The sequence below is a fragment of the Streptomyces sp. NPDC056296 genome, assembly GCF_042268605.1.
Classification (GTDB): Bacteria; Actinomycetota; Actinomycetes; order Streptomycetales; family Streptomycetaceae; genus Streptomyces.
In genome coordinates, this window is record NZ_JBHJRX010000008.1 from 74,398 (window position 1) to 96,770 (window position 22,373).

Annotated in this window: 17 protein-coding genes and 1 riboswitch; of the genes, 9 read left to right on the top strand and 8 right to left on the bottom strand. The window is 72.0% G+C overall.

Features of this window, described 5'->3' with window-relative positions:
- The first annotated feature begins 337 nt into the window (after nucleotides 1-337).
- Both ACFCZF_RS07770 and ACFCZF_RS07775 read left to right on the top strand, forming a co-directional pair.
- On the top strand, nucleotides 338-901 hold the full coding sequence (locus tag ACFCZF_RS07770; protein ID WP_376670899.1) for a DUF485 domain-containing protein: 564 nt from the start codon (nucleotides 338-340) through the stop codon (nucleotides 899-901).
- The gene (locus ACFCZF_RS07775) at nucleotides 898-2,490 is read left to right on the top strand and encodes a cation acetate symporter (RefSeq protein WP_376670900.1); all 1,593 of its coding nucleotides are present in this window, start codon (nucleotides 898-900) and stop codon (nucleotides 2,488-2,490) included. Before ACFCZF_RS07770 ends, ACFCZF_RS07775 begins: the two co-directional genes overlap by 4 nt.
- Before the next feature lie 30 nt (nucleotides 2,491-2,520).
- On the opposite strand, the gene ACFCZF_RS07780 is transcribed toward ACFCZF_RS07775, so the two are convergent.
- The 4 genes from ACFCZF_RS07780 to ACFCZF_RS07795 form a co-directional block, all read right to left on the bottom strand.
- A complete protein-coding gene (locus ACFCZF_RS07780; RefSeq protein WP_376670901.1) occupies nucleotides 2,521-3,201 on the bottom strand; it encodes a response regulator in 681 nt (226 codons plus the stop codon).
- Complete coding sequence (locus ACFCZF_RS07785) at nucleotides 3,198-4,895, bottom strand: ATP-binding protein (protein ID WP_376670902.1); 1,698 nt, start codon at nucleotides 4,893-4,895, stop codon at nucleotides 3,198-3,200. Before ACFCZF_RS07785 ends, ACFCZF_RS07780 begins: the two co-directional genes overlap by 4 nt.
- 283 nt (nucleotides 4,896-5,178) lie before the next feature.
- Entirely contained in the window at nucleotides 5,179-6,129 is a 951-nt protein-coding gene (locus tag ACFCZF_RS07790; protein ID WP_375924845.1) for a sucrase ferredoxin, read from the bottom strand.
- Nucleotides 6,130-6,184: 55 nt separating this feature from the next.
- On the bottom strand, nucleotides 6,185-7,444 hold the full coding sequence (locus ACFCZF_RS07795) for a citrate synthase (protein WP_376670903.1): 1,260 nt from the start codon (nucleotides 7,442-7,444) through the stop codon (nucleotides 6,185-6,187).
- Nucleotides 7,445-7,569: 125 nt separating this feature from the next.
- Between ACFCZF_RS07795 and ACFCZF_RS07800 the strand changes: the two genes are divergently transcribed.
- Nucleotides 7,570-8,742 (top strand): citrate synthase/methylcitrate synthase, encoded by a 1,173-nt coding sequence (locus tag ACFCZF_RS07800; RefSeq protein ID WP_376670904.1) that lies wholly within the window; start codon nucleotides 7,570-7,572, stop codon nucleotides 8,740-8,742.
- A 174-nt stretch (nucleotides 8,743-8,916) separates the two neighbouring features.
- Here the strand turns inward: ACFCZF_RS07800 and ACFCZF_RS07805 are convergent, their stop codons facing one another.
- Both ACFCZF_RS07805 and ACFCZF_RS07810 read right to left on the bottom strand, forming a co-directional pair.
- A complete protein-coding gene (locus tag ACFCZF_RS07805; RefSeq protein ID WP_121749648.1) occupies nucleotides 8,917-9,153 on the bottom strand; it encodes a hypothetical protein in 237 nt (78 codons plus the stop codon).
- A 136-nt stretch (nucleotides 9,154-9,289) separates the two neighbouring features.
- Nucleotides 9,290-9,838, bottom strand: coding sequence for a DUF6082 family protein (locus tag ACFCZF_RS07810; protein ID WP_375924839.1), 549 nt, complete (start codon nucleotides 9,836-9,838; stop codon nucleotides 9,290-9,292).
- Between the two features lie 319 nt (nucleotides 9,839-10,157).
- Here ACFCZF_RS07810 and ACFCZF_RS07815 point away from each other — a divergent pair, with 319 nt between their 5' ends.
- Nucleotides 10,158-11,267: a CobW family GTP-binding protein gene (locus ACFCZF_RS07815; protein ID WP_376670905.1), complete on the top strand. Its 1,110-nt coding sequence runs from the start codon at nucleotides 10,158-10,160 to the stop codon at nucleotides 11,265-11,267.
- Here the strand turns inward: ACFCZF_RS07815 and ACFCZF_RS07820 are convergent.
- The gene (locus tag ACFCZF_RS07820) at nucleotides 11,264-13,723 is read right to left on the bottom strand and encodes a DNA topoisomerase (ATP-hydrolyzing) subunit A (RefSeq protein ID WP_376670906.1); all 2,460 of its coding nucleotides are present in this window, start codon (nucleotides 13,721-13,723) and stop codon (nucleotides 11,264-11,266) included. The two genes, ACFCZF_RS07815 and ACFCZF_RS07820, sit on opposite strands and share 4 nt — an antisense overlap.
- Nucleotides 13,724-14,044: 321 nt before the next feature.
- Between ACFCZF_RS07820 and ACFCZF_RS07825 the strand changes: the two genes are divergently transcribed.
- The 4 genes from ACFCZF_RS07825 to ACFCZF_RS07840 all read left to right on the top strand — a co-directional run bounded on the left by ACFCZF_RS07825 (nucleotide 14,045) and on the right by ACFCZF_RS07840 (nucleotide 18,834).
- A complete protein-coding gene (locus ACFCZF_RS07825; RefSeq protein WP_376670907.1) occupies nucleotides 14,045-15,397 on the top strand; it encodes a M16 family metallopeptidase in 1,353 nt (450 codons plus the stop codon).
- Nucleotides 15,394-16,782 (top strand): M16 family metallopeptidase, encoded by a 1,389-nt coding sequence (locus ACFCZF_RS07830; protein ID WP_376670908.1) that lies wholly within the window; start codon nucleotides 15,394-15,396, stop codon nucleotides 16,780-16,782. Before ACFCZF_RS07825 ends, ACFCZF_RS07830 begins: the two co-directional genes overlap by 4 nt.
- 191 nt (nucleotides 16,783-16,973) lie before the next feature.
- Nucleotides 16,974-17,138, top strand: a riboswitch (cyclic di-AMP (ydaO/yuaA leader).
- A 12-nt stretch (nucleotides 17,139-17,150) separates the two neighbouring features.
- Complete coding sequence (locus ACFCZF_RS07835; protein WP_376670909.1) at nucleotides 17,151-17,915, top strand: M23 family metallopeptidase; 765 nt, start codon at nucleotides 17,151-17,153, stop codon at nucleotides 17,913-17,915.
- A gap of 199 nt (nucleotides 17,916-18,114) precedes the next feature.
- Nucleotides 18,115-18,834 (top strand): GntR family transcriptional regulator, encoded by a 720-nt coding sequence (locus ACFCZF_RS07840; protein WP_376670910.1) that lies wholly within the window; start codon nucleotides 18,115-18,117, stop codon nucleotides 18,832-18,834.
- Nucleotides 18,835-18,971: 137 nt separating this feature from the next.
- On the opposite strand, the gene ACFCZF_RS07845 is transcribed toward ACFCZF_RS07840, so the two are convergent.
- Nucleotides 18,972-19,253, bottom strand: coding sequence for an HPr family phosphocarrier protein (locus ACFCZF_RS07845; protein WP_055419832.1), 282 nt, complete (start codon nucleotides 19,251-19,253; stop codon nucleotides 18,972-18,974).
- 197 nt (nucleotides 19,254-19,450) lie between these two features.
- Here ACFCZF_RS07845 and ACFCZF_RS07850 point away from each other — a divergent pair, with 197 nt between their 5' ends.
- Nucleotides 19,451-22,342 (top strand): GNAT family N-acetyltransferase, encoded by a 2,892-nt coding sequence (locus tag ACFCZF_RS07850; RefSeq protein WP_376670911.1) that lies wholly within the window; start codon nucleotides 19,451-19,453, stop codon nucleotides 22,340-22,342.
- The last annotated feature ends 31 nt before the right edge of the window (nucleotides 22,343-22,373 follow it).

The window sequence follows — 22,373 nt, forward strand, 5'->3', positions numbered from 1 at the left end:
GGAAGATAGTTGGGGGGGGGGGGGGGGGGGGCGGGGGGGGGGGGGGGGGGGGGGGAGGGGGGGGGGGGGGGGGGGGGGGGGGGGGGAAGGGGGGGGGGGGTCTGGGTTCGGCAACACCCCGGCCCCGGCTCGGTCCGCGAGGCCCTGCCCACGTCTCACGACGTCTCTCCCGTCCCGATCTCTCCGGTCCCGCTCACGGAGACACGATGTCCGGGAGGCGGTGCGTCATGCGCACGGGAAGGAGCTCGTGCGGCCACCACGGGGCACAGTCACCTGATGGGGTGAAGCGCGAGGGGAAGAAGAGTCGGGGATCTTCCCGTTCTGTCCATCCTTGGGCATGCAGCCAAGCAACGACCGCCTCAGCGGTGTCCGGGGTGGTCCCGAAAGCGGGGTCGACCACCGCGACGCCCCGGACGGCGCCTCCGCCGAGGTGCCTTCGAGTCCGGGGTACGACGACCCGTGGTACGACGCCCTCGCCTCCGGCTGGGGCGAGTCGGCCGGCACGGTGGTACCCGAGCCCGCGCTGCCCTCGACGCGCCGGGAACCGGTGGGAGAGCCGCCCAGGGGCGCGGCCGACGTGTACCTGGAGGTGCAGCGCAGCGAGGCCTTCCAGGAGGTCCGCAGCCGGTACCGGCGGTTCGTGGTGCCGGCGGTGGCCGCCTTCTTCACGTGGTACGTCGCCTATGTGGTGGCCGCCACGACGGCGCCCGCGCTGATGGCCCGGCCGGTGGCCGGAGCGGTGAACGTGGCGATGGTCGCCGGACTCGGGCAGTTCCTCACCACGTTCCTTCTCACCTGGGCGTACGCCCGGCACGCCCGGCTGCGCAGGGACCGGGCCGCGCTCGAACTGCGCTGGGACACCCAGGAACTGACGCGCGGAGTGCGAGGCGGTGCGTCGTGACGGGCGACCACCAGACGCTGGCGCTGCTGCTGTTCAGCACATTCGTCGCCGTCACCCTGGCGATCACCACGTGGGTGAGCCGCAGAAGGCAGGGCTCGGCGGAGGAGTTCTACGCCGGAGGGCGCCTGTTCTCCCCGATGGAAAATGGTTTCGCCATCGCCGGCGACTACATGTCGGCCGCTTCCTTCCTCGGCATCTCGGGGCTCATCGCGCTCTACGGCTACGACGGCATGCTGTACTCGGTGGGCTTCCTGGTCGCCTGGCTCGTCGTGCTGTTCCTCGTCGCCGAACTGGTGCGCAACTGCGGGAGGTACACCCTCGCCGACGTCGTGGCGGCACGGATGCGGGAGCGACCGGTTCGGATCGCGGCCGGAACCTCCTCGGTCACCGTGTCCGTCATGTATCTGGTGGCCCAGATGGTGGGCGCGGGCAGTCTGGTCGCACTGCTGCTCGGCGGTACGACCGAGACGGCGCGGACCTGGACGGTCATCGGCGTCGGCGCCCTCATGGTGATCTACGTGTCGCTCGGAGGGATGCGGGCCACCACCTGGATCCAGATCGTGAAGGCAGTGCTGCTGCTCGGCGGCACCGTGGCACTGACCGCGCTCGTCCTGGTGCGCTTCCACGGCGACTTCGACCGGCTGCTGCGCACGGCGGCCGAACGCAGCGGTCACGGCGAGGCGTTCCTGGCGCCCGGGCTGGCGTACGGCGGGGACTGGACCTCGCGCTTCGACTTCATCAGCCTGGGGCTCGCCCTGGTACTGGGCACGGCCGGGCTGCCGCACATCCTGTCCCGCTTCTACACCGTGCCCACGGCCCGGGCCGCGAGGCGGTCAGTCGTCTGGTCGATCGGCCTCATCGGCGGCTTCTACCTGATGACGATCGTGCTCGGGTTCGGTGCCGCCGCCCTGGTCGGACCGGGTGCGGTACGAGCGTCGAACGCCGCCGGGAACACGGCGGTCCCGTTGCTGGCCCTCGATCTGGGCGGCGGCGCGGGGTCCACCGGGGGAACGGTTCTGTTCGCGGTCGTCGCCGCCGTCGCGTTCGCCACCATCCTCGCGGTGGTCGCCGGTATCACCCTGGCCTCCTCGGCGTCCGTGGCCCACGACCTGTACGCGTCCCTGCGGCGCCGCGACGCGAAGCCGCGCAGCGAGGTCGCCGTGGCGCGTATCGCAGCCGTCGGTATCGGCGCCGTGGCGATCGCTCTCGGCCTGCTCGCCCGCGACCTCAACGTCGCCTTCCTGGTGGGCCTCGCCTTCGCCGTCGCCGCGTCCGCAAACCTGCCGGTGCTGCTCTATTCGCTGTTCTGGCGCGGCTTCACCACGCGCGGCGCCGTGTGGTCCGTCTACGGCGGCCTCGTCCCGTCCGTGGTGCTCGTGCTGCTGTCTCCCGTGGTTTCGGGCAGCCCGGAGTCGCTGTTCCCGGGTGTCGACTTCCAGTACTTCCCCCTGCAGAACCCCGGCCTGGTCTCGATCCCGCTGGGCTTCCTCGCGGGCTGGCTCGGCACGGTCACCTCGCGGGAGGTCCCGGACGAGGCCAAGCACGCCGAGACGGAGGTGCGGTCGCTGACCGGGGCGGGGGCCGTGTAGGAGACGGCGCCGCGATCGGCCCGACGCTCCTCAGGGGCGGGTCGCCCACTCGTAGCGGTGCTCCGGACGGCCGGCGTCGCCGTACTTGAGGGTCAGCCTGGCCCGCCCCGTGCGCTCCAGGAGCTTCAGATAGCGCTGAGCGGTCTGGCGGCTCACCCCGGTCCGTTCGGCGATCTCCTGGGCGGAGAGCGCCCCGTCGGCCTTGATCAGGCACTGGCGTACCAGCTCGGCGGTGGTGGGGGAGTGCCCCTTGGGCAGCCCCGGCTCCGACGGTGCCGACAGGGCGCCGAAGATGCGGTCGACCTCCGCCTGCTCCGCCTCACCACCGCCGTCGAGAGTGCGCCGCAGCGCCGCGTACGCCTCGAGCTTGGCGCGCAGCCCGGCGAACGCGAACGGCTTGACCAGGTACTGCAGGGCACCCTGGCGCATCGCCGCCTGGACGGTCGACACGTCCCGTGCCGCCGTCACCATGATCACGTCGGTCTGGACGCCCCGCCGCCGCATCTCCTGGACGACCTCCAGACCGGTCCGGTCGGGCAGGTAGTGGTCCAGCAGGATCAGGTCCAGGCGGGGCAGCGTCTCCACCCTGTGCAGCGCCTCCAGCGCGCTGTGGGCCTCGCCGGCGACGTGGAAGCCCGGGACCTTCTCGACGTAGGCGGCGTTGACCCGCGCGACCCGCGTGTCGTCGTCCACCACCAGGACCTCGATCATCGGGACTCCTCCTCGGCAGCTGTGTTCACGGGGGCGGTGATGGTGACGGCGGGGGCTGTGAGGGCGGGGTCCAGGTCCGGTTCGGTCAGTGCCTCGGGCAGGACGACGACGAACTCCGCGCCCCCGCCGTGCGCCTCACGGACGATGGCGCTGCCGCCCTGTCGCTCGGCCAGCCTGCGTACCAGCGACAGCCCGATGCCGCGCTGACGGTGCGCCGGCGGCTCCTTGGTGGACCATCCCGCCGTGAACACCAGCTCACGGTGTTCCGCCGGAATTCCGGGCCCGGTGTCACGCACCCGGAGCGTGGCGGCACGTCCCCGCGCACGCAATTCGACCTCCACGCGCGCGTGCGGCTCGCCCGCGACGGCGTCGAGTGCGTTGTCGACCAGGTTGCCGACGACCGTGACGAGCCCTCCGGGGTCGACCAGACGGTCGGGCAGTCGCGTCCGGTCGGACACCCACAGCACGACTCCGCGTTCGGCCGCGACGGTCGCCTTGCCGACGAGCAGGGCGGCGAGGAGGGGGTCCTGGATCCGCTCGGTGATCTGCTCCGCGGTGACCCGGTGGTCGCCGACCACCTCGCCGACGAACTCCACGGCGTCGTCGTACATCTCCAGTTCGAGCAGCCCCAGCAGGGTGTGCATGCGGTTGGCGTGCTCGTGGTCCTGCGCGCGCAGGGCGTCGATCAGGCCGCGCGTCGAGTCCAGTTCCCGGCCGAGCTGCTCCAGCTCGGTGCGGTCACGCAGGGTGGCGACGGCCCCGCCGTCGTCCGTGGGCATGCGGTTGGCGACCAGGACCCGCTGGCCGCGGACGGTCAGCAGGTCGGTTCCGGCCACCCGGCCGGCCAGGACGTCGGCCGTACGCCCCTCGCCGAGCGCCTCGTCGGGGGAGCAGCCGACGGCCTCGCCGCCGATGCCCAGCAGGCGTTGCGCCTCGTCGTTGAGCAGGCGCACCCTGCCGCCGCGGTCCAGGGCGACGACACCCTCCCGGATGCCGTGCAGCATGGCCTCGCGCTCCGCGAGCAGCCCCGCGATGTCCGAGAAGGCAAGGTCACGGGTCTGGCGCTGGACCCGGCGCGAGATCAGCCAGGCTGCCAGCGCGCCCACGGCCAGCGCGCCGCCGGCGTATGCGAACAGCCCGGGGATGGCGTGGATCAGCCGGGCCCGGACGCTGTCGTACGCGATGCCGACCGAGACCGCGCCGACGATGTCGCCGTCGCCGTCGCCGTCACGCAGCGGCACCTTGCCGCGCGCGGACCGCCCCAGAGTGCCGTCGTCGATCTCCATGATCTCGCGGCCCGCCAGCGCCTGCCCGGGGTCGGTCGACACGACGTCGCCGATCCGGTCCGGATCGGTGTGCGACCATCGCACGCCCTGCCGGTCCATCACGACGACGTACTCCGCCTCGGTGGCCTTCCGGATCCGCTCCGTTTCCCGCTGCACCGGGCCGTTCGGCGTCGGCCGGGTGGTCCGCAGGTCCTGGACGACCTGCGGCTGCTGCGCGGTGGTCTGCGCGATCGCGAGAGCACGGCGCATCGCCTGGTCGTCCAGCTGGTCACTGAGCGGCGCCAGGAACAGCCCGGTCGCGAGTACGGCGACTCCCGCGGCGATCGCCAGCTGCATCAGCAGCACCTGCGAGAACACCCGCCGTGGCAGGCCGAGGCGCAGGCGGCGTACGGGGGGAGTGGGGCTCATACCCATGACGGTACGTGGGAGGTGGCGGCATGCCGTACGGGGTGTGGCGCGGATCTCCCGAGCGCTCCGGAGCGAGTGACTCGGCCGGGCCTCGCCGTCCCGCGTCCGTGTTGTTCACCCAGGGGGCTCGCGTCGTTCCCCCGGGCGGCTTGTGCCGCGTTCCCCTTCCCGGGCGCTTGAGCTGCCTTTCCGGGGGCTTGGGCCGCTCTCCCGGCTCGCACGCCGTTTCCCGAGCCGTCGCTGCCACTACGGGCCGGCTCCGCTCGCCCTCGGGACCGGAACGTCAGCTCGCCAGCGCCGCCGTCACCGACAGTTCGCGCACCGCCGTGACCTCCATCCGCGCCGGCGAGCCCAGCACCGAGGCCCCGCAGCTCTCCGGACGCGCCGGCGCCGACGCGCCCTGCGTGACGGTGACCCGCCAGTGCCGGCCGTCGGTGTGGGCCAGGGTCACCTCCCAGCGCGGTGCGGCACCGTCCGTCCGTACGACGTTCAGCGCCTGGGCCGCGTCCTCGTTCACGGTGGCGCGCACGGCCAGCTCGGCTGCCTGGCCGGGGCGCTCCCACGCGGAGTTCCCGCGGCAGCCCTCGACGACGATCCGTCCCTGCGCCGCACCGTGCAGGATCTCCTTGACGGTGTGGGCCTGGACCCGGCCGTACGCGTATCCGTGGGGCAGCACGAGCACCGCCGGCGAGAAGCGGTGGCCACCCAGATGGGTGACCTCCCACACGTCCTCGGCCCCGGACGCCGCGAGCTCGGCCGCCAGCGGCCTGCCGAGGAGCGCGCAGCACCGGTCGCGCTTGCCGTTGGTGCAGACGAGAGCGAGCGGGGCGCCCGGGTGGGGACCGCCTTCGAGGGCCGAGTCGAAGGTACGGCGATCGCCCCTGCCGAGCGCGGCGAAATCGAGGCCGAGCAGTCGGCGGGGGTCGGTGAGCCTTGTGGTGTGCAACCACACGTTTCCCGGCACCGTGTGGGCCGCGTACACCCGGCGCTCGGCGGGGGTGCCACGGTCCGCGTCCGCGTGGCGCCCGGGCCGGCGGATGAGCGCGATGCGCACGCCCGTACCCTTCACCGCCGCCTCCAGGGCGCGCCCCAGCGCGGGGTCCAGGTGACTCGAAGTGAGCGCCTTGGCGCCCCACGGGCCGGGTTGTTCGAGCAGCAACCAGGTCCTCGCGACGGGTGCGGTGCCCGAAACGGGCTCGTCGAGGTTCCGGGAGACGGTTGAGCACGTACTCACAGAGGTGAGCCTAACCTGACTTGAGCCGCGGTGACTTCCAGCCGCGCCTGAACCGCTACTCCGGCAGTGGCTGTGGCGGCCTCGGACCCGAGTAGTGCCCGCTCGGACGCATACGCAGGGGGCGCTCCCCGTACTCCTCCAGCGCATGCGCGATCCAGCCCGCCGTACGGGCCACGGCGAAGATCGTCTCGGCTGCTGCGGGGAGCATGCCGCAGGACGCGGTGAGCACGGCGAGCGCCAGGTCGACGTTGGCGTTCAGCGGCGTGTGGCGCGCTGCGGTGGCCTGGAAGTCACGGGCCGCCGCGAGTGCGGGCGCCGCCCGGGGGATGTCGTCCAGGAGCGCGAAGAGGGCACGCGCGCGTGGGTCCTCGCCGGGGTAGAGCCGGTGGCCGAGTCCCGGGATGCGGCGCCCGGCCCGCAGTTCCTCCGCCACCACCGGCGCCGCGCTGCCCTGTTCGAGCACCTCCAGCAGCAGCCGGTGGGCGAGGCCGCCGGCCGCGCCGTGCAGTGGGCCCTCGATCACGCCGAGCCCGGCTGACACGGCCGCGTAGGCGTGTGCCCGGGCCGACGCGGCGACGCGCACGGCGAGTGTGGAGGCGGCCAGGTCGTGGTCGACGAGCAGGGAGAGCGCCGTGTCGAGGGCGTGCAGCGCCGCCTCGTCGGCGGGCCGTCCGCTGAGCCGCGTCCACAGGCGATGGGCGAGGGAGCCCTGGTCGTGGCCGGTGCGCAATACGGGCGGCAGCGCGGCGACGAGAGTGGGGATGAGGACGCGCGCGGTGCCCAGCACGGCCTCCTCGGACAGGTCGAAGCGGAGTGGGTCCGCGGCCGCGGCGGCGATGGCGGCCACGCGCAACCGGTCGGTGGGACCGGCGTGCTCGGGCAGCGCGTCGACGGCCCGGCGGGCGACGGCCACGGAGGTCTCGGGCGCGGTGAAGGCGATGCCGGGGCGCAGCCGCCCGGTCCAGAGCCACTCGGCCACCTCTTCGTAACTGTGGCGCATGGCGAGTTCGACGGCGTCGACGCCCCGGTAGTAGAACCGGTCGCTCTCGATGAGCGTGATGCGGGTGCGTACGGCCAGCTCCTGGCCGGAGGCCGCAGGGGTGCCGCTGTCACGCCGGTTGCGCCGGGCGAGCGCCCGCACCTCCTTCGCGTCGAAGGTGCTGCCCCGGCCGCCCGGCGAGCGTCGGCTGCCGAGCTGGCCGCGGCTGACGTACGCGTACACGGTCTCGGGTTTGACCCCGAGCAGTTCGGCCGCCTCCTTGGTGGTCAGGCGCCGTTCGCCGGCGGCGGGGTGCTCGGGCTCTTGATCGCGCATGGGGGTCACCGTATCGATCGTGACGGTTGCCTTGGTCTGCCCATTGGTTCTGTGTATTGATTCAATCAATATTGACAGAGGGCGAGTCAACTATAGACAGTGAATTCAAGACCAGGGAGGTAATCATGTCCGTCAACAGAACCGCAGCCGCCGCAACGCTCGTCGACGTGCCGCGAGGGCTCGCGGGTGTCGTGGTGGCCGACACCGAGGTCGGTGACGTGCGGGGGCTCGAGGGCTTCTACCACTACCGCCAGTACTCGGCCGTCGAGCTCGCTCAGAGCCGTGGCTTCGAGGACGTCTGGCACCTCCTGGTCCACGGCGAACTGCCGGACGCCGGGCGCGGTGCCGCCTTCGCCGCCGAGACCGCGGCCCTGCGTCGGCTCCCCGACGAGGTACGCACGGCACTGCCCGCCGTCGCCGCGGCCGGTGGACGTTCCGGTCCGCTCACCGGGATGCGCACGGCCCTCTCGCTGCTCGGTGCGGCCCAGGGCTTCAAACCCGTGTACGACCTGTCGGCCGACGAGCGCCGCCAGGACACCCTCGTGGCCGCCGCGGCCGTACCGACACTGCTCACCGCGCTGCACCGGTTGGGGCGGGGACTCGAACCCGTGGAGCCTCGCGAGGATCTGTCGTTCGCCGCCAACTACCTCTACATGCTGACCGGTACGGAGCCGGACGAGCAGCGGACGCGGGCGATCGAGCAGTACCTGATCTCCACCGTTGATCACGGCTTCAACGCGTCGACCTTCACCGCGCGGGTCATCGCCTCGACGGGTGCGGACGTTGCCGCGTGCCTCGCCGGGGCGGTGTCGGCGTTGTCCGGCCCGCTGCACGGCGGGGCGCCCAGCCGGGCGCTGGACACCCTGGACGCGATCGGCACTCCCGACCGCGTCGATACCTGGATCCGAGAGCGGGTGCTCGCGGGTGACCGCATCATGGGGTTCGGTCACGCGGTCTACCGCACGGAGGACCCGCGCTCCCGGATGCTACGAGAGGTGGCGCGGCGGTTCGGCGGTCCGCGCGTGGAGTTCGCCGTCGAGGTGGAGCGGCAGGTCGAGGCGATCCTCGCGGAGCTGAAGCCGGGGCGCGAGCTCCACACCAACGTCGAGTTCTACGCGGGCGTGGTCATGGAACTGTGCGGTCTGCCGCGCGAGATGTTCACGCCGACGTTCGCGGCGGCGCGGGTGGTGGGCTGGAGCGCGAACATCCTGGAGCAGGCACGGGACTCGAAGATCATCCGGCCGGCGGCGCGGTATGTGGGGCCGGGGGCGCCGGTCGGGGTGCCTGCGGCGGGCTGAGGAGTGCGTGCGGCCTGGTGCCGTTCTGGCGCCAGGCCTCATCGGTGGGGCCGTCGAGCGGGACGGGGTGCCGAGGGCTCGACGGACGGCTGGTCCGGCGCGGGGGACGGTTGCGTGCGGCCGGGACGGCGTGACGGGGCACGGGTCGGGTGGTGGACGCGTGCCCGCGGGAGGTCAGGCGTCGGGGATGTCCGCCTTGGCGCGGATCAGGGTCTCCCTGCTGATGACCACGATGCGTTCATAGCCCGCACGGGAGGCATCGGCGGGGAGTTCGCGCTCCAGGGTCTCGGTGGCCTCGGTGCCGATGACGGCGAAATTGCCGTCGCTCAGCTCGAAGAGGTCCGGACAGCTGGCTCCCGAGGTACTGCCGCGCGAGCTTGGAGGCACACCGATGCGGCGCACGATTTTCAAGGGGTACCGGTCCTTACAGGTTGGGCACTGTGCTGGGGAGCACGTTACTGGGATCGGTGGGGCCGGTGTGACTGCATGGCCGAAAGACACTCGTGAGAACCATTTCCCTCCTGAGATTGACCCGCAGCCCCGAGCCTCAGACGGACGGGGGCGTGCCCACCACCCACCACTCGTCCGTGTCGGCCTCGTCCAGATCCCTGATGAGCCCGTCCACCATGCCGCCCATGCGTGACTCGGTGGATGTCGCCTTGAGCGACGCCCGCTGCTCCTTCGAGGCCTCCCAGTACTCCCGCATCAGCGGGGTCTGGAAGAGCTCACGCAAGCGCCCGAACAACTCCTCCTGATCCAGGAGGCCCGCTTCGTAGAGGTGGTAGAGGTTGACGTACCACGCGTTCGCGTAGAAGAACTGGCGTCGCTTCTGCGCCGGGATTCCCTTGTCGTACGTGTCGATGACCTCGGCCAGGGAGGGGTCGTCGATCGCCCTGGCCAGCAACTCCCAGTGCATGCGCTGCTGATGCTGCAGCGACTTGCGCCGGATCGCCAGCTCTTCCAGCTCCAGCTGTCGCTCGTGCAGACGGGCCTTTTCCAGCCCTCGCCGGCGCGCGGCCAGCGTCACCCCCGTGGCGAGCAGCATGCCGGCCGCGGCGGAGCCGAACCTCCCCGTGATGTTCTTCCGTGTGACCATGTCAACCCCCGAATCAGGCGACCGCCCGCCGGTCGTCGAGTGCGGGTCGGCTGACGGGGACCGGCGAGCGATGTCGTGGCGCTGCCGCCTCCAGAGTGCCGAGCGGCGCTGACCGGCGGGGAGGCGGAGAGGCGGCGCACGGAGGGAAGCGAGGGTCGCACGGTCCGGCGCCATGCAAAACGTCTGCCCAGCATGTGCTGCTAACAATCGTTCACTCCGCGGGCACTCCGCCGGCTCGTATCCTGATCAGGCAGTTCCGTACGTGGGTGTACGCCCCGCCGCGGGCCGGCGTACGCGTAGGTGAGAGAGAGGTCGCACGGTGGGGCATCGCCCGACTCCGCAGCAGATCCCGGTCGTCGTACTCGCCGGATTCCTCGGCTCCGGAAAGACCACACTCCTCAACCATCTCCTGCACCGCAGCGGCGGCAGCCGTATCGGTGCCATCGTCAATGACTTCGGCTCGATCGAGATCGACGCGATGGCCGTCGCCGGCGCACTCGGCGACTCCAGCGTGTCACTCGGCAACGGGTGCCTGTGCTGTGCCGTCGACGCGAGTGAACTGGACGGTTACCTGGAGCGGCTAGCCCGCCCCGACGCCGGCGTCGACGTCATCGTGATCGAGGCCAGCGGTCTCGCCGAGCCACAGGAACTCGTGCGCATGCTCCTCGCCAGCGAGCAGCCCGGGGTCGTCTACGGCGGACTCGTCGAGGTCGTCGACGCCGCGGAGTTCGACGACACGCGCGCCAAGCATCCCGAGATCGACCGGCACCTGGCGCTGGCGGACCTGGTCGTGGTCAACAAGACCGACCGGGCCCCGGACGCCGAGCGGGTGCTCACGCTCGTACGGTCGCTCGGCGACCGCGCCGCCGTCGTGCCCGCGAGCTACGGCCGTATCGACCCCGAGTTCCTCTACGACTGCCGACCGAGCGAGGAGCGCGTGGGGCAGCTGGCCTTCGACGACCTGCACGACTACTCCAGGGGCGGCGCACACGCCGAGCATCTGCACGCCGCCTACGACACCCTGTCGTTCGTCTCCGACCTCCCGCTCGACCCGCGCCGGCTCATGAGGTTCCTCGACAGCCGTCCGGAGGGCCTGTACCGGATCAAGGGGTACGTCGACTTCGGCCCGTACGACACGCAGAACCGGTACGCCGTCCACGCCGTGGGGCGCTTCCTGCGCTTCTACCCGGAGCCCTGGGCGCCCGCCGACGCCCGCCGCACCCAGCTCGTGCTCATCGGCTCCGGCATCGACGCGCCGGCCCTCGGCGAGGAACTCGACGCGTGCCGCGAGGACGCCGACGCCCCACGGGCCGACGAGCACGGCATGTGGGGCGTCCTGCGCTACGTACCGGGCCCCGACGGCGAGGAGCCCGACGCCGAGGAACCCGGCGGCGATGAACCGCCGCCCGGTTCCCAGGACGGGTCCTAGACGGCCGGTCCCGCCACCACCGACACCGCCTTCGGCAGCGACACGCCCGAGCCGTCGCGGCGCGGGTCGATGTCCGGGAGCTGGGCGGGGGTGCCGTTCTTCTGCGCGGCGAGTGCCGGGGTGGCGCCCACCCAGGCGAAGGCCAGGCAGTCCTCGCCCTTGAGGAACCGCTGGCAGCGCACGCCGCCTGTGGCGCGGCCCTTGCGCGGATACTGGTCGAACGGCGTGAGCTTGGCCGTGGTCTGAACGGAGTCGTCCAGCGTGCCGCGCGAACCGGCGACCGTGAACACCACCGCCTCCGCGGCCGGGTCCACCGCCGTGAAGGAGATGACCTTCGCGCCGTCGGCGAGCTTGACGCCCGCCACACCGCCCGCCGGACGGCCCTGCGGGCGGACCTGCGAGGCCTGGTAGCGCAGCAGCTGCGCGTCGTCCGTGACGAAGACCAGGTCCTCGTCGCCGGTGCGCAGCTCGGCGCCGCCGACGATCCGGTCGCCCTCCCTGAGGGCGATGACCTCCAACTCGTCCTTGTGGGACGGGTAGTCGGGCACCACACGCTTGACGACACCCTGTTCCGTACCGAGCGCCAGGCCGGGCGAGGACTCGTCCAGCGTGGTCAGGCAGACGACCGCCTCGTCGTCCTCCAGGGTCACGAACTCCGCCAGCGGCGCGCCACCCGACAGGTTCGGCGTCGGCATGGGCTCCGGCAGCTGGGGCAGATCCACGACGTTCACCCGCAGCAGGCGCCCGGCCGACGTCACCACGCCCACCTCGCCGCGTGCCGTGGCCGGCACCGCCGAGACGATCAGGTCGTGCTTGACGCGCTTGGCGCCGGCCTCCGTGACGAGGGGGTCGGCGTTCGCGGTGCGGGCCAGCAGGCCCGTCGAGGACAGCAGCACCCGGCACGGATCGTCCGCGACCTGGAGCGGAACGACGGCGACCGGGGCGCCGGACGACTCCAGCAGCATCGTACGGCGGTCGGTGCCGAACTTCTTGGCCACCGCGGCCAGTTCGGTCGAGACCAGCTTGCGCAGCTCCGCGTCCGAGTCGAGGATCCGGGTCAGCTCCTCGATCTCCGCGTTCAGCCGCTCCTTCTCCGACTCCAGCTCGATGCGGTCGAACTTGGTGAGCCGGCGCAGCGGCGTGTCCAGGATGTACTGGGTCTGGACGTCGCTGAGCGAGAAGTGCTCCATCAGGCGCTGCTTGGCCTGTGCGGAGTTCTCGCTGGAGCGGATGAGGCGGATGACCTCGTCGATGTCGACCAGGGCGGTGAGCAGGCCCTCGACCAGGTGCAGACGGTCACGCTTCTTGCTCCGGCGGAACTCGCTGCGGCGCCGTACGACGTTGAAGCGGTGGTCGAGGTAGACCTCCAGCAGCTCCTTGAGGCCCAGCGTGAGCGGCTGGCCGTCCACCAGGGCGACGTTGTTGATGCCGAAGGACTCCTCCATCGGCGTCAGCTTGTAGAGCTGTTCCAGGACCGCCTCGGGCACGAAGCCGTTCTTGATCTCGATGACCAGGCGCAGCCCGTGTTCGCGGTCGGTGAGGTCCTTGACGTCGGCGATGCCCTGGAGCTTCTTCGAGCCGACCAGGTCCTTGATCTTGGCGATCACCTTCTCCGGGCCGACCGCGAAGGGCAGCTCGGTCACGACGAGCCCCTTGCGGCGGGCCGTCACCGTGTCGACGGCGACGGTCGCCCGGATCTTGAAGGTGCCGCGGCCCGTCTCGTAGGCGTCCCGGATGCCGGGCAGACCGACGATCCGGCCGCCGGTGGGCAGGTCGGGGCCCGGAACGTGCTTCATCAAAGCTTCGAGGTCGGCGTTCGGGTGCCGGATCAGGTGCCGGGCGGCCGCGATGACCTCGCGCAGATTGTGCGGGGGCATGTTCGTGGCCATGCCGACCGCGATGCCGGAGGCGCCGTTGACCAGCAGGTTCGGGAAGGCGGCGGGCAGCGCCACCGGCTCCCGCTCCTGGCCGTCGTAGTTGGGGCCGAAGTCGACGGTGTCCTCGTCGATGGACTCCGTCATCAGGCCGGCTGCCTCGGCCATCCGGCACTCGGTGTACCGCATGGCGGCCGGCGGGTCGTCGTTGCCCAGGGAGCCGAAGTTGCCGTGGCCGTCGACCAGGGGGACGCGCATGGAGAACGGCTGGGCCATGCGCACCAGGGCGTCGTAGATCGACGCGTCGCCGTGCGGGTGCAGCTTGCCCATGACCTCGCCGACGACGCGGGCGCACTTCACGTAGCTGCGCTCGGGCCGCAGGCCCATCTCGTTCATCTGGTAGACGATGCGGCGGTGCACCGGCTTGAGGCCGTCGCGGGCGTCCGGCAGCGCCCGGGAGTAGATGACCGAGTACGCGTACTCGAGGAAGGAGCCCTGCATCTCGTCGACGACGTCGATGTCGAGGATCTTCTCCTCGTACGAGTCGTCGGGCGGCGGGGTCTTCGTACTACGGCGGGCCATCGCTGCCGGCTCCTTGCTGAAGCGTGAACGGTGATCTGACGCGGTCCATTGTGGACTGCGGCACTGACAGCGACCGACCAGGACCCGTCACGGGCTGCCCGGCCCGGCGCTGCCCGCAGGGTACGCCCTCGTCCCGAGCCCTCGCCCCGGTCGGGCGGCTCGGGCCGCCAACCCCGTTCTCGCTCTCGGCGTACGAGGTCCGGGAACTCCACCGGTGTCCCGCACGCTTGCATACAGTGGCAGGATCGGCGGAATTCCGCAGTTCCGCCCAATGATCCATCAAGTGTTTCCACCAAGGATTCCGCGATCGAAGGGACGTACATGCCCATGGGTCACACGGCCACAGCCCAGGCAGGCTCCGGCGGCCTGACAGCGACCGAGCACCGCCTGGCCAACGGCCTGCGCGTGGTGCTCTCCGAGGACCACCTGACCCCGGTCGCGGCGGTGTGCCTCTGGTACGACGTCGGCTCGCGCCACGAAGTCAAGGGGCGTACCGGCCTGGCTCACCTTTTCGAGCACCTCATGTTCCAGGGCTCCGCCCAGGTCAAGGGCAACGGCCACTTCGAGCTGGTGCAGGGCGCCGGCGGCTCGCTCAACGGCACCACCAGCTTCGAGCGCACCAACTACTTCGAGACCATGCCCACCCACCAGCTGGAGCTCGCCCTCTGGCTGGAGGCCGACCGCATGGGCTCCCTGCTGTCCGCGCTGGACGACGAGTCGATGGAGAACCAGCGGGACGTCGTCAAGAACGAGCGCCGCCAGCGCTACGACAACGTGCCCTACGGCACGGCGTTCGAGAAGCTGACCGCCCTCTCCTACCCGGAGGGCCACCCCTACCACCACACGCCGATCGGCTCCATGGCCGACCTGGACGCGGCGACGCTGGAGGACGCGCGCGCGTTCTTCCGCACTTACTACGCGCCGAACAACGCGGTGCTGTCGGTCGTCGGCGACATCGACCCCGAGCAGACGCTCGCCTGGATCGAGAAGTACTTCGGCTCCATCGCCTCGCACGACGGCAAGCAGGCCCCCCGGGACGGCTCGCTGCCCGATGTCATGGGCGGGCAGCTGCGCGAGGTGGTCGAGGAGGAGGTGCCGGCCCGCGCCCTGATGGCGGCCTACCGCCTGCCGGAGGACGGCACGCGCGCGTGCGACGCGGCCGACCTGGCCCTCACCGTCCTGGGCGGCGGTGAGTCGTCCCGCCTGTACAACCGGCTGGTACGCCGCGACCGCACGGCCGTCGCCGCCGGCTTCGGCCTGCTGCGGCTCGCCGGAGCGCCCTCCCTGGGGTGGCTGGACGTGAAGACGTCCGGTGACGTCGAGGTGCCGGTCATCGAGACCGCCATCGACGAGGAGCTCGCCCGGTTCGCCGAGGAGGGCCCCACGGCCGAGGAGATGGAGCGCGCCCAGGCCCAGTTGGAGCGCGAGTGGCTGGACCGCCTGGGCACGGTCGCGGGCCGCGCCGACGAACTGTGCCGGTACGCCGTCCTGTTCGGCGACCCGCAGCTCGCCCTCACCGCCGTGCAGCGGGTGCTCGAGGTGACGGCCGAGGAGGTCCAGGAGGTCGCCAAGGCCCGCCTGCGCCCCGACAACCGCGCGGTGCTCGTCTACGAGCCGACCGCCCCCGCCGACGAGAACGACGCCACCGACGAGAACGAGGAGGCGGCCAAGTGACCGAGCTCGCCACCATGGAATTCCACTCCCAGCCGCGGGCCGGCGAGCCCAAGCCGTGGGCGTTCCCGGCCCCCGAGCGCGGCAGCCTCGGCAACGGCCTCACCGTGCTGCGCTGCCATCGCCCCGGCCAGCAGGTCGTCGCCGTGGAGGTGCTCCTCGACGCGCCCCTGGACGCCGAGCCGGCCGGCCTCGACGGTGTCGCCACGATCATGGCGCGCGCCTTCTCCGAGGGCACCGACAAGCACTCCGCCGAGGATTTCGCCGCCGAACTGGAGCGCTGCGGTGCCACCCTCGACGCACACGCCGACCACCCCGGCGTCCGGCTGAGCCTGGAGGTGCCGGCCTCACGCCTCGCCAAGGCCCTGGGCCTGCTCGCCGACGCCCTCCGGGCGCCCGCGTTCGCGGACAGCGAGGTCGAACGGCTGGTCCGCAACCGGCTCGACGAGATCCCGCACGAGCTGGCCAACCCGTCACGCCGCGCGGCCAAGGAACTCTCCAAGGAGCTGTTCCCGGCCGGGGCGCGTATGTCGCGCCCGCGCCAGGGCACCGAGGAGACGGTCGCGAGCATCGACTCGGCGGCCGTACGCGGCTTCTACGAGAAGCACGTCCGACCCGCCACCGCCACCGCCGTGGTCGTCGGCGACCTCACCGACGTCGACCTCGACGCGCTGCTCGGCGAGACGCTGGGCGCGTGGACCGGCTCCGCGGCCGAGGCGCGTCCCGTACCCCCGGTGAGCGCCGACGACACCGGCCGGGTCGTCATCGTGGACCGACCCGGTGCCGTCCAGACGCAGTTGCTGATCGGCCGCACCGGCGCCGACCGGCACGACCGCGTGTGGCCCGCGCAGGTGCTCGGCACCTACTGCCTCGGCGGGACCCTCACCTCGCGCCTGGACCGCGTCCTGCGCGAGGAGAAGGGCTACACCTACGGCGTACGGGCGTTCGGGCAGGTCATGCGTTCCGCGCCCGACGGCACGGGCGCCGCGATGCTCGCCATCAGCGGCTCCGTGGACACCCCCAACACCGGTCCCGCCCTGGAGGACCTGTGGACGGTGCTGCGCAAGCTCGCCGCGGAGGGTCTCACCGACGCCGAGCGCGACGTGGCCGTGCAGAACCTGGTGGGCGTGGCGCCGCTGAAGTACGAGACGGCGGCGGCCGTGGCGAGCACGCTGGCCGACCAGGTCGAGCAGCACCTGCCCGACGACTACCAGGCCACGCTCTACCGCCAACTCGCCGCCACGGGCACCGTGGAGGCCACGGCGGCGGTCGTGAACGCCTTCCCGGTCGACCGTCTGGTGACGGTCCTCGTCGGCGACGCGGCGCAGATCAAGGAGCCCGTCGAGGCCCTCGGCATCGGTGAAGTCACCGTGGTGGCGGCCGAGTAGCGGCACACGCGTGTGGCGGCCCCGGTGACCCGAGTGTCACCGGGGCCGTCTTTTGTCCGGATTGCGGGAGAGGCTGCCCGTCTGCCCTGTGGCGTGCGCTACAAAAGGCTTGTTGCGTTTGAGGATTGAACACAGCCGCGTTTAGCGTCATCCGGTCTGTTCGTCACGCAGTGCGCCGCGCCCGCGGCACCGGACAGTCATCGCCGAGTCCCCGTACGGCGCGAGCCAGGGGAGCCGGGGACCCAACGCAGTCCCTGGGGTGAATCGGACGCCCGCGCGCGCAGCGAGGGGGTCCGTAGGAGACCTTCCTGCTCCGAACCCGTCAGCTAACCCGGTAGGCGAGAGGGAAGGAAAGGACCAGCCTCTACATGGCGTTCACGCGCGCCACCGGGAAGCACCGCCGTCCCAGCCGGGTGCACCGCACCACCGCCCGCGCGGCGGGTGTCGCGGCCCTCGCCACCACCGGCGTCGTCGGCACCCTCGCGGCTCCGGCGCTCGCCGCCGAGCCCCGGGCGGAGCAGAGCGGACTCACCCCGGTCATCACCATCGGCGACTCCATAGCCGACGAGATCGACGCCCAGGCCACCGCGCAGGAGCAGGCCGCCCTGCACGCCGCCGCCCGTGAGGCGGCCCAGGAGGCCGCGCGCGAGCGGGCGGCCGAGGCGGCCGAGGAGGCGCGCGAGGCCAAGGAGCGCGCCGCACGCGAGGCGGAGCGCAAGCGCCTCAACACCTTCGTGTCGCCGATCACCGCCTCCTACGTCTCCACCGCCTACCAGGCCGGCAGCTCGCTGTGGTCCTCCGGCAGCCACACCGGCATCGACTTCCACGCCTCCAGCGGCACCTCCGTGCACTCGGTCGGCGTCGGCACCGTCGTCGAGGCCGGCTGGGGCGGGGCGTACGGCAACCAGGTCGTGATCAAGATGCACGACGGCACGTACACCCAGTACGGCCACCTGTCGTCCATCGGCGTCTCGGTCGGCCAGGCGGTCGAACCCGGGCAGCAGATCGGCCTCTCCGGTGCCACCGGCAACGTCACCGGACCGCACCTGCACTTCGAGGCCCGTACGAGCCCCGAGTACGGCTCGGACCTGGACCCCGTCGCCTACCTCCGCTCCCACGGCGTGAACGTCTGACGACGGACGGTACGACATTCGAAAGCCCCGGCCTCCCGAGCCGGGGCTTTTGGCTTTCTTTCCTTCGGTGCACGCGTCGGTGGTCCAAAAAATAACCATGAAATCCGCTCTGCCGTCGGAATGTGCGCTTGATTGGCTTAGAGTCACTGAGCACGCGTCAATCGTCGACGTTTCACGGGGATTAAGGCGGAGGTCGGGCATGCGTATTCCGGCGCACTCGGTGTGCACGGCGATCCGGGACGACATCGTCACCGGCGTCCACGGACGCGGCGGTCGGCTCACCGAGGAACTCCTGGCCCGCCGCTACGGCGTCTCCCGCGTCCCCGTCCGCGAGGCCCTGCGCACGCTGGAGGCCGAAGGCTTCGTGGTGACGCGGCGGCACGCGGGCGCGTGCGTCGCGGAACCCACCGAGCAGGAGGCCGCCGACCTGCTGGAGACGCGCACGCTCCTCGAACCTCTCGGTGCCTCCCGGGCCGCCCGGCGCCGCACCGAGGCCCACCTCAAGGTGCTGCGTGGTCTGGTCAGGCTGGGGCAGGAGCGTGCCAGGCAGGGCAACAGCGAGGATCTGCGCTCACTGGACGGGTGGTTCCACGAGACCCTGGCCCAGGCCGCCGGCAGCCCGTCGCTGACGGCCTTGCTGACCCAACTGCGCCACAAGATCGCCTGGATGTACGTCGTGGAGGCGTCGGCCGGACCCGTGGAGTGCTGGGCGGAGCACGGCGCGATCGTCGACGCGGTGGCCCGGGGCGACGGCGAGCGAGCGCGGGCGCTCATGACGCTGCACACCGAGCGGTCGGCGCCGGCGCACAGGCTGCGATTCGTCTCCGGCGGCGGAGGTGGAGGCGGAGGCGGGGGCGAGCGGACGGAGCGTGTGAGGAAATCGCAACGTCCCGTAAACATGCCGAGCCTGCGGCATTAACACGGGCGCCGTATACAAAGAGAGAGTAATTCGGGGGAGGGGGCTATTTCCTGCTGCCCATGAAGACGGGGGAAGCGGAAAGAGAAAGCGAGAGGCCCGCCCGGTGGTCCGGGCGGGCCTTTCGGTGCTGCCGTTGCTCAGACGGTCTCGGGGAGTTCCTCGAGCCCCTCGGAGACCAGCTTCGCCAGCCGGTCCAGGGCGGCGTCCGCGCCCTCGGCGTCGGCGGCGAGGACGATCTCCTCGCCACCCTGGGCGCCGAGGCCGAGGACGGCCAGCATGGAGGCCGCGTTGACGGGGGACCCGTCGGCCTTGGCGATCGTCACCGGGACGCCTGTGGCCGTGGCGGCTCGGACGAAAATGGAGGCGGGGCGGGCGTGGAGACCCTCGGCCCAGCCGACGTTGACGCGGCGCTCAGCCATGTGATGCTGCCCTTCAGGTGTTCAGGGGTTCAGGTTGTCTAGACCAGTCTTGTCTAGACCAGTTTCCCACATCGTGAAGCGTGCGAGGACGGCTGCCGCCGCCCCGTGTGGTCGTCGGACCGCGGCCTCGGCCCGACCTTCCGTCCTCCACAGACTGCCTCGCGCCGTTGTCGTACGCGAGCCGTACTCTGGGGCCCATGCAGACCTCGTCGGACCGGCACGAGTACCCCGCCCACTGGGAGGCCGACGTGGTGCTGCGCGACGGCGGCACCGCGCGCGTCCGCCCCATCACCGTTGATGACGCCGAGCGCCTGGTCAGCTTCTACGAGCAGGTCTCCGACGAGTCGAAGTACTACCGCTTCTTCGCGCCGTACCCTCGCCTGTCCGCCAAGGACGTCCACCGCTTCACGCACCACGACTTTGTGGACCGGGTGGGACTCGCGGCCACGATCGGCGGCGAGTTCATCGCCACCGTACGCTACGACCGGATCGGCGCCGGTGGAACACCCGCCTCCGCACCGGCCGACGAGGCCGAGGTCGCCTTCCTCGTCCAGGACGCCCACCAGGGGCGCGGCGTCGCCTCCGCGCTGCTGGAACACATCGCCGCCGTCGCCCGCGAGCGCGGCATCCGCCGCTTCGCCGCCGAGGTGCTGCCCGCCAACACCAAGATGATCAAGGTGTTCATGGACGCCGGGTACACCCAGAAGCGGAGCTTCGAGGACGGCGTGGTCCGCCTGGAGTTCGACCTCGAACCCACCGACCGCTCGCTCGCCGTGCAGTACGCGCGCGAGCACCGCGCGGAGGCGCGTTCGGTTCAGCGGCTGTTGCAACCCGGCTCGGTGGCGGTCATCGGCACCGGCCGCACACCGGGAGGCGTCGGCCGCAGCATCCTCGGCAACATCCGGGACGCGGGCTACACCGGCCGGCTGTACGCCGTGAACAAGGCGCTCCCCGAGACGCAGAAGGAGCTCGACGGGGTGCCCGCCTGCCGCTCGGTGCGCGAGATCGACGGGCCCGTCGACCTCGCCGTCGTCACCGTGCCCGCCGAGCACGTCCCCGAGGTCGTCACCGAGTGCGGCGAGCACGGCGTGCAGGGCCTCGTGGTGATCTCCGCCGGCTATGCCGATAGCGGCCCCGACGGACGCGAACGGCAGCGCGCCCTCGTGCGGCACGCGCGCACGTACGGCATGCGGATCATCGGCCCCAACGCCTTCGGGATCGTCAACACCTCCGCCCAGGTGCGGCTCAACGCCTCCCTCGCCCCCGAGATGCCGCGCCCCGGCCGGATCGGGCTGTTCGCCCAGTCCGGCGCCATCGGCATCGCCCTGCTGTCCCGGCTGCACCGGCGCGGCGGCGGAGTCACCGGCGTCACGGGCGTGTCGACCTTCGTCTCCTCCGGCAACCGGGCCGACGTCTCCGGCAACGACGTACTTCAGTACTGGTACGACGACCCGGAGACCGACGTCGCGCTGATGTACCTGGAGTCCATCGGCAACCCGCGCAAGTTCACCCGCCTGGCCCGGCGGACGGCGGCCGTCAAGCCGCTGGTCGTGGTGCAGGGCGCCCGGCACGGCGGCGTGGCACCCCAGGGACACGCGGTCCGGGCGACGCGGCTGCCCCACGCGACGGTCTCCGCGCTGCTGAGGCAGGCCGGCGTGATCCGCGTCGACACGATCACCGACCTGGTCGACGCGGGGCTGCTCCTCGCCCGCCAGCCGTTGCCCGCGGGGCCGAGGGTGGCGATCCTGGGGAACTCCGAATCACTGGGCCTTCTGACATACGACGCCTGCCTCTCCGAGGGGCTGCGGCCGCACTCGCCCCTGGACCTGACGACGGCGGCTTCGGCGGACGACTTCCACGCGGCGCTCTCCCGCGCCCTGGCCGACGACACGTGCGACGCGGTGGTGGTGACGGCCATCCCGACGGTGGGGGAGGGGTCGGCCGGTGACGCGGCGCTGGCGGAGGCCCTGCGGTCGGCGGCGGCCGCGGAGCCCGGCAAGCCGGTCCTGGTGGTCCACGTCGAACTGGGCGGCCTCGCGGAAGCCCTGTCCGCGGCGACGAGCACGGCACCGCAGGCCACTTCGGCCACGGCGCCGCAGGCCACCGCGGGCACGGCGCCGCAGGCCACCTCGAACACGGCACCGCAGGCGGCTTCGACCACCCCTGAGGAGTCCCGTTCCCCAGCCGCGGCACAGCGGCCGCCCTCCGTCCAGGCTCCGGAAGGAGCCCACCTCATCCCCGCCTACCCCGCCGCCGAGCGGGCCGTCCGCGCCCTCGCCCAGGCCGTCGCCTACGCCCAGTGGCGACGCGACGCCGCCGACCCCGGGAAGGTGCCGGAGTACGAGGACATCGACGAGAAGGGCGCCGCCGGGCTGATAGCCGGGCACCTCGCGCGCGGGCAGGGGCTCACCCTCGGCACGCAGGAGACCTGCGACCTGCTCGGCAGGTACGGCATACACGTCCACCGCGCCCTGCCCGCCCCCACCCCCGACGACGCCGTCGCCGCCGCGCGGACCATCGGCTACCCCGTCGCCCTCAAGGCCACCGCCCCGCACCTGCGCCACCGCGCCGACCTGGGCGGCGTACGCCTGGATCTCGCGGACGAGGAGCAACTGCGCCGGGCGTACACCGAGTTGACCGAGCTGTTCGGGAGGCCCGAGGAACTGCGCCCGGTGGTGCAGGGCATGGCACCGCGCGGCGTCGACACGGTCGTACGGGCGGTCATCGACCCGGCGGCCGGTGCCGCGCTCTCCTTCGGGCTCGCCGGGGCCGCCACCCAGCTGCTCGGCGACATGGCGCACCGGCTGATCCCGGTCACCGACCGGGAGGCCACCTCGCTCATCCGCTCGATCCGCACGGCACCCCTCCTCTTCGGCTGGCGCGGCTCGGCCCCGGTCGACAGCGCCGCCCTGGAGGAGCTGCTGCTGCGGGTCTCCCGGCTGGTCGACGACCACCCGGAGGTCGTCGCGGTCACCCTGGAACCGGTCATCGTCGCTTCGCGCGGCCTGAGCGTCCTCAGCGCCTCCGTCCGCCTCGCACCCCCTCCCGCCAGGGACGACCTCGGCCCGCGGACCCTGCCGGCGTACTGACCGCCCACGGCTGGGGCCGGGCACCGCACGA

Bases quoted from the DNA above. Each gene is read 5' to 3' on its own strand.
- ACFCZF_RS07835 (WP_376670909.1), top strand. From the start codon at position 17,151: ATGGCGTTCACGCGCGCCACCGGGAAGCACCGCCGTCCCAGCCGGGTG.
- ACFCZF_RS07800 (WP_376670904.1), top strand. From the start codon at position 7,570: ATGTCCGTCAACAGAACCGCAGCCGCCGCAACGCTCGTCGACGTGCCG.
- ACFCZF_RS07795 (WP_376670903.1), bottom strand. From the start codon at position 7,444: ATGCGCGATCAAGAGCCCGAGCACCCCGCCGCCGGCGAACGGCGCCTG.
- ACFCZF_RS07825 (WP_376670907.1), top strand. From the start codon at position 14,045: ATGCCCATGGGTCACACGGCCACAGCCCAGGCAGGCTCCGGCGGCCTG.
- ACFCZF_RS07820 (WP_376670906.1), bottom strand. From the start codon at position 13,723: ATGGCCCGCCGTAGTACGAAGACCCCGCCGCCCGACGACTCGTACGAG.
- ACFCZF_RS07780 (WP_376670901.1), bottom strand. From the start codon at position 3,201: ATGATCGAGGTCCTGGTGGTGGACGACGACACGCGGGTCGCGCGGGTC.
- ACFCZF_RS07810 (WP_375924839.1), bottom strand. From the start codon at position 9,838: ATGGTCACACGGAAGAACATCACGGGGAGGTTCGGCTCCGCCGCGGCC.
- ACFCZF_RS07850 (WP_376670911.1), top strand. From the start codon at position 19,451: ATGCAGACCTCGTCGGACCGGCACGAGTACCCCGCCCACTGGGAGGCC.
- ACFCZF_RS07840 (WP_376670910.1), top strand. From the start codon at position 18,115: ATGCGTATTCCGGCGCACTCGGTGTGCACGGCGATCCGGGACGACATC.
- ACFCZF_RS07845 (WP_055419832.1), bottom strand. From the start codon at position 19,253: ATGGCTGAGCGCCGCGTCAACGTCGGCTGGGCCGAGGGTCTCCACGCC.
- ACFCZF_RS07785 (WP_376670902.1), bottom strand. From the start codon at position 4,895: ATGAGCCCCACTCCCCCCGTACGCCGCCTGCGCCTCGGCCTGCCACGG.
- ACFCZF_RS07770 (WP_376670899.1), top strand. From the start codon at position 338: ATGCAGCCAAGCAACGACCGCCTCAGCGGTGTCCGGGGTGGTCCCGAA.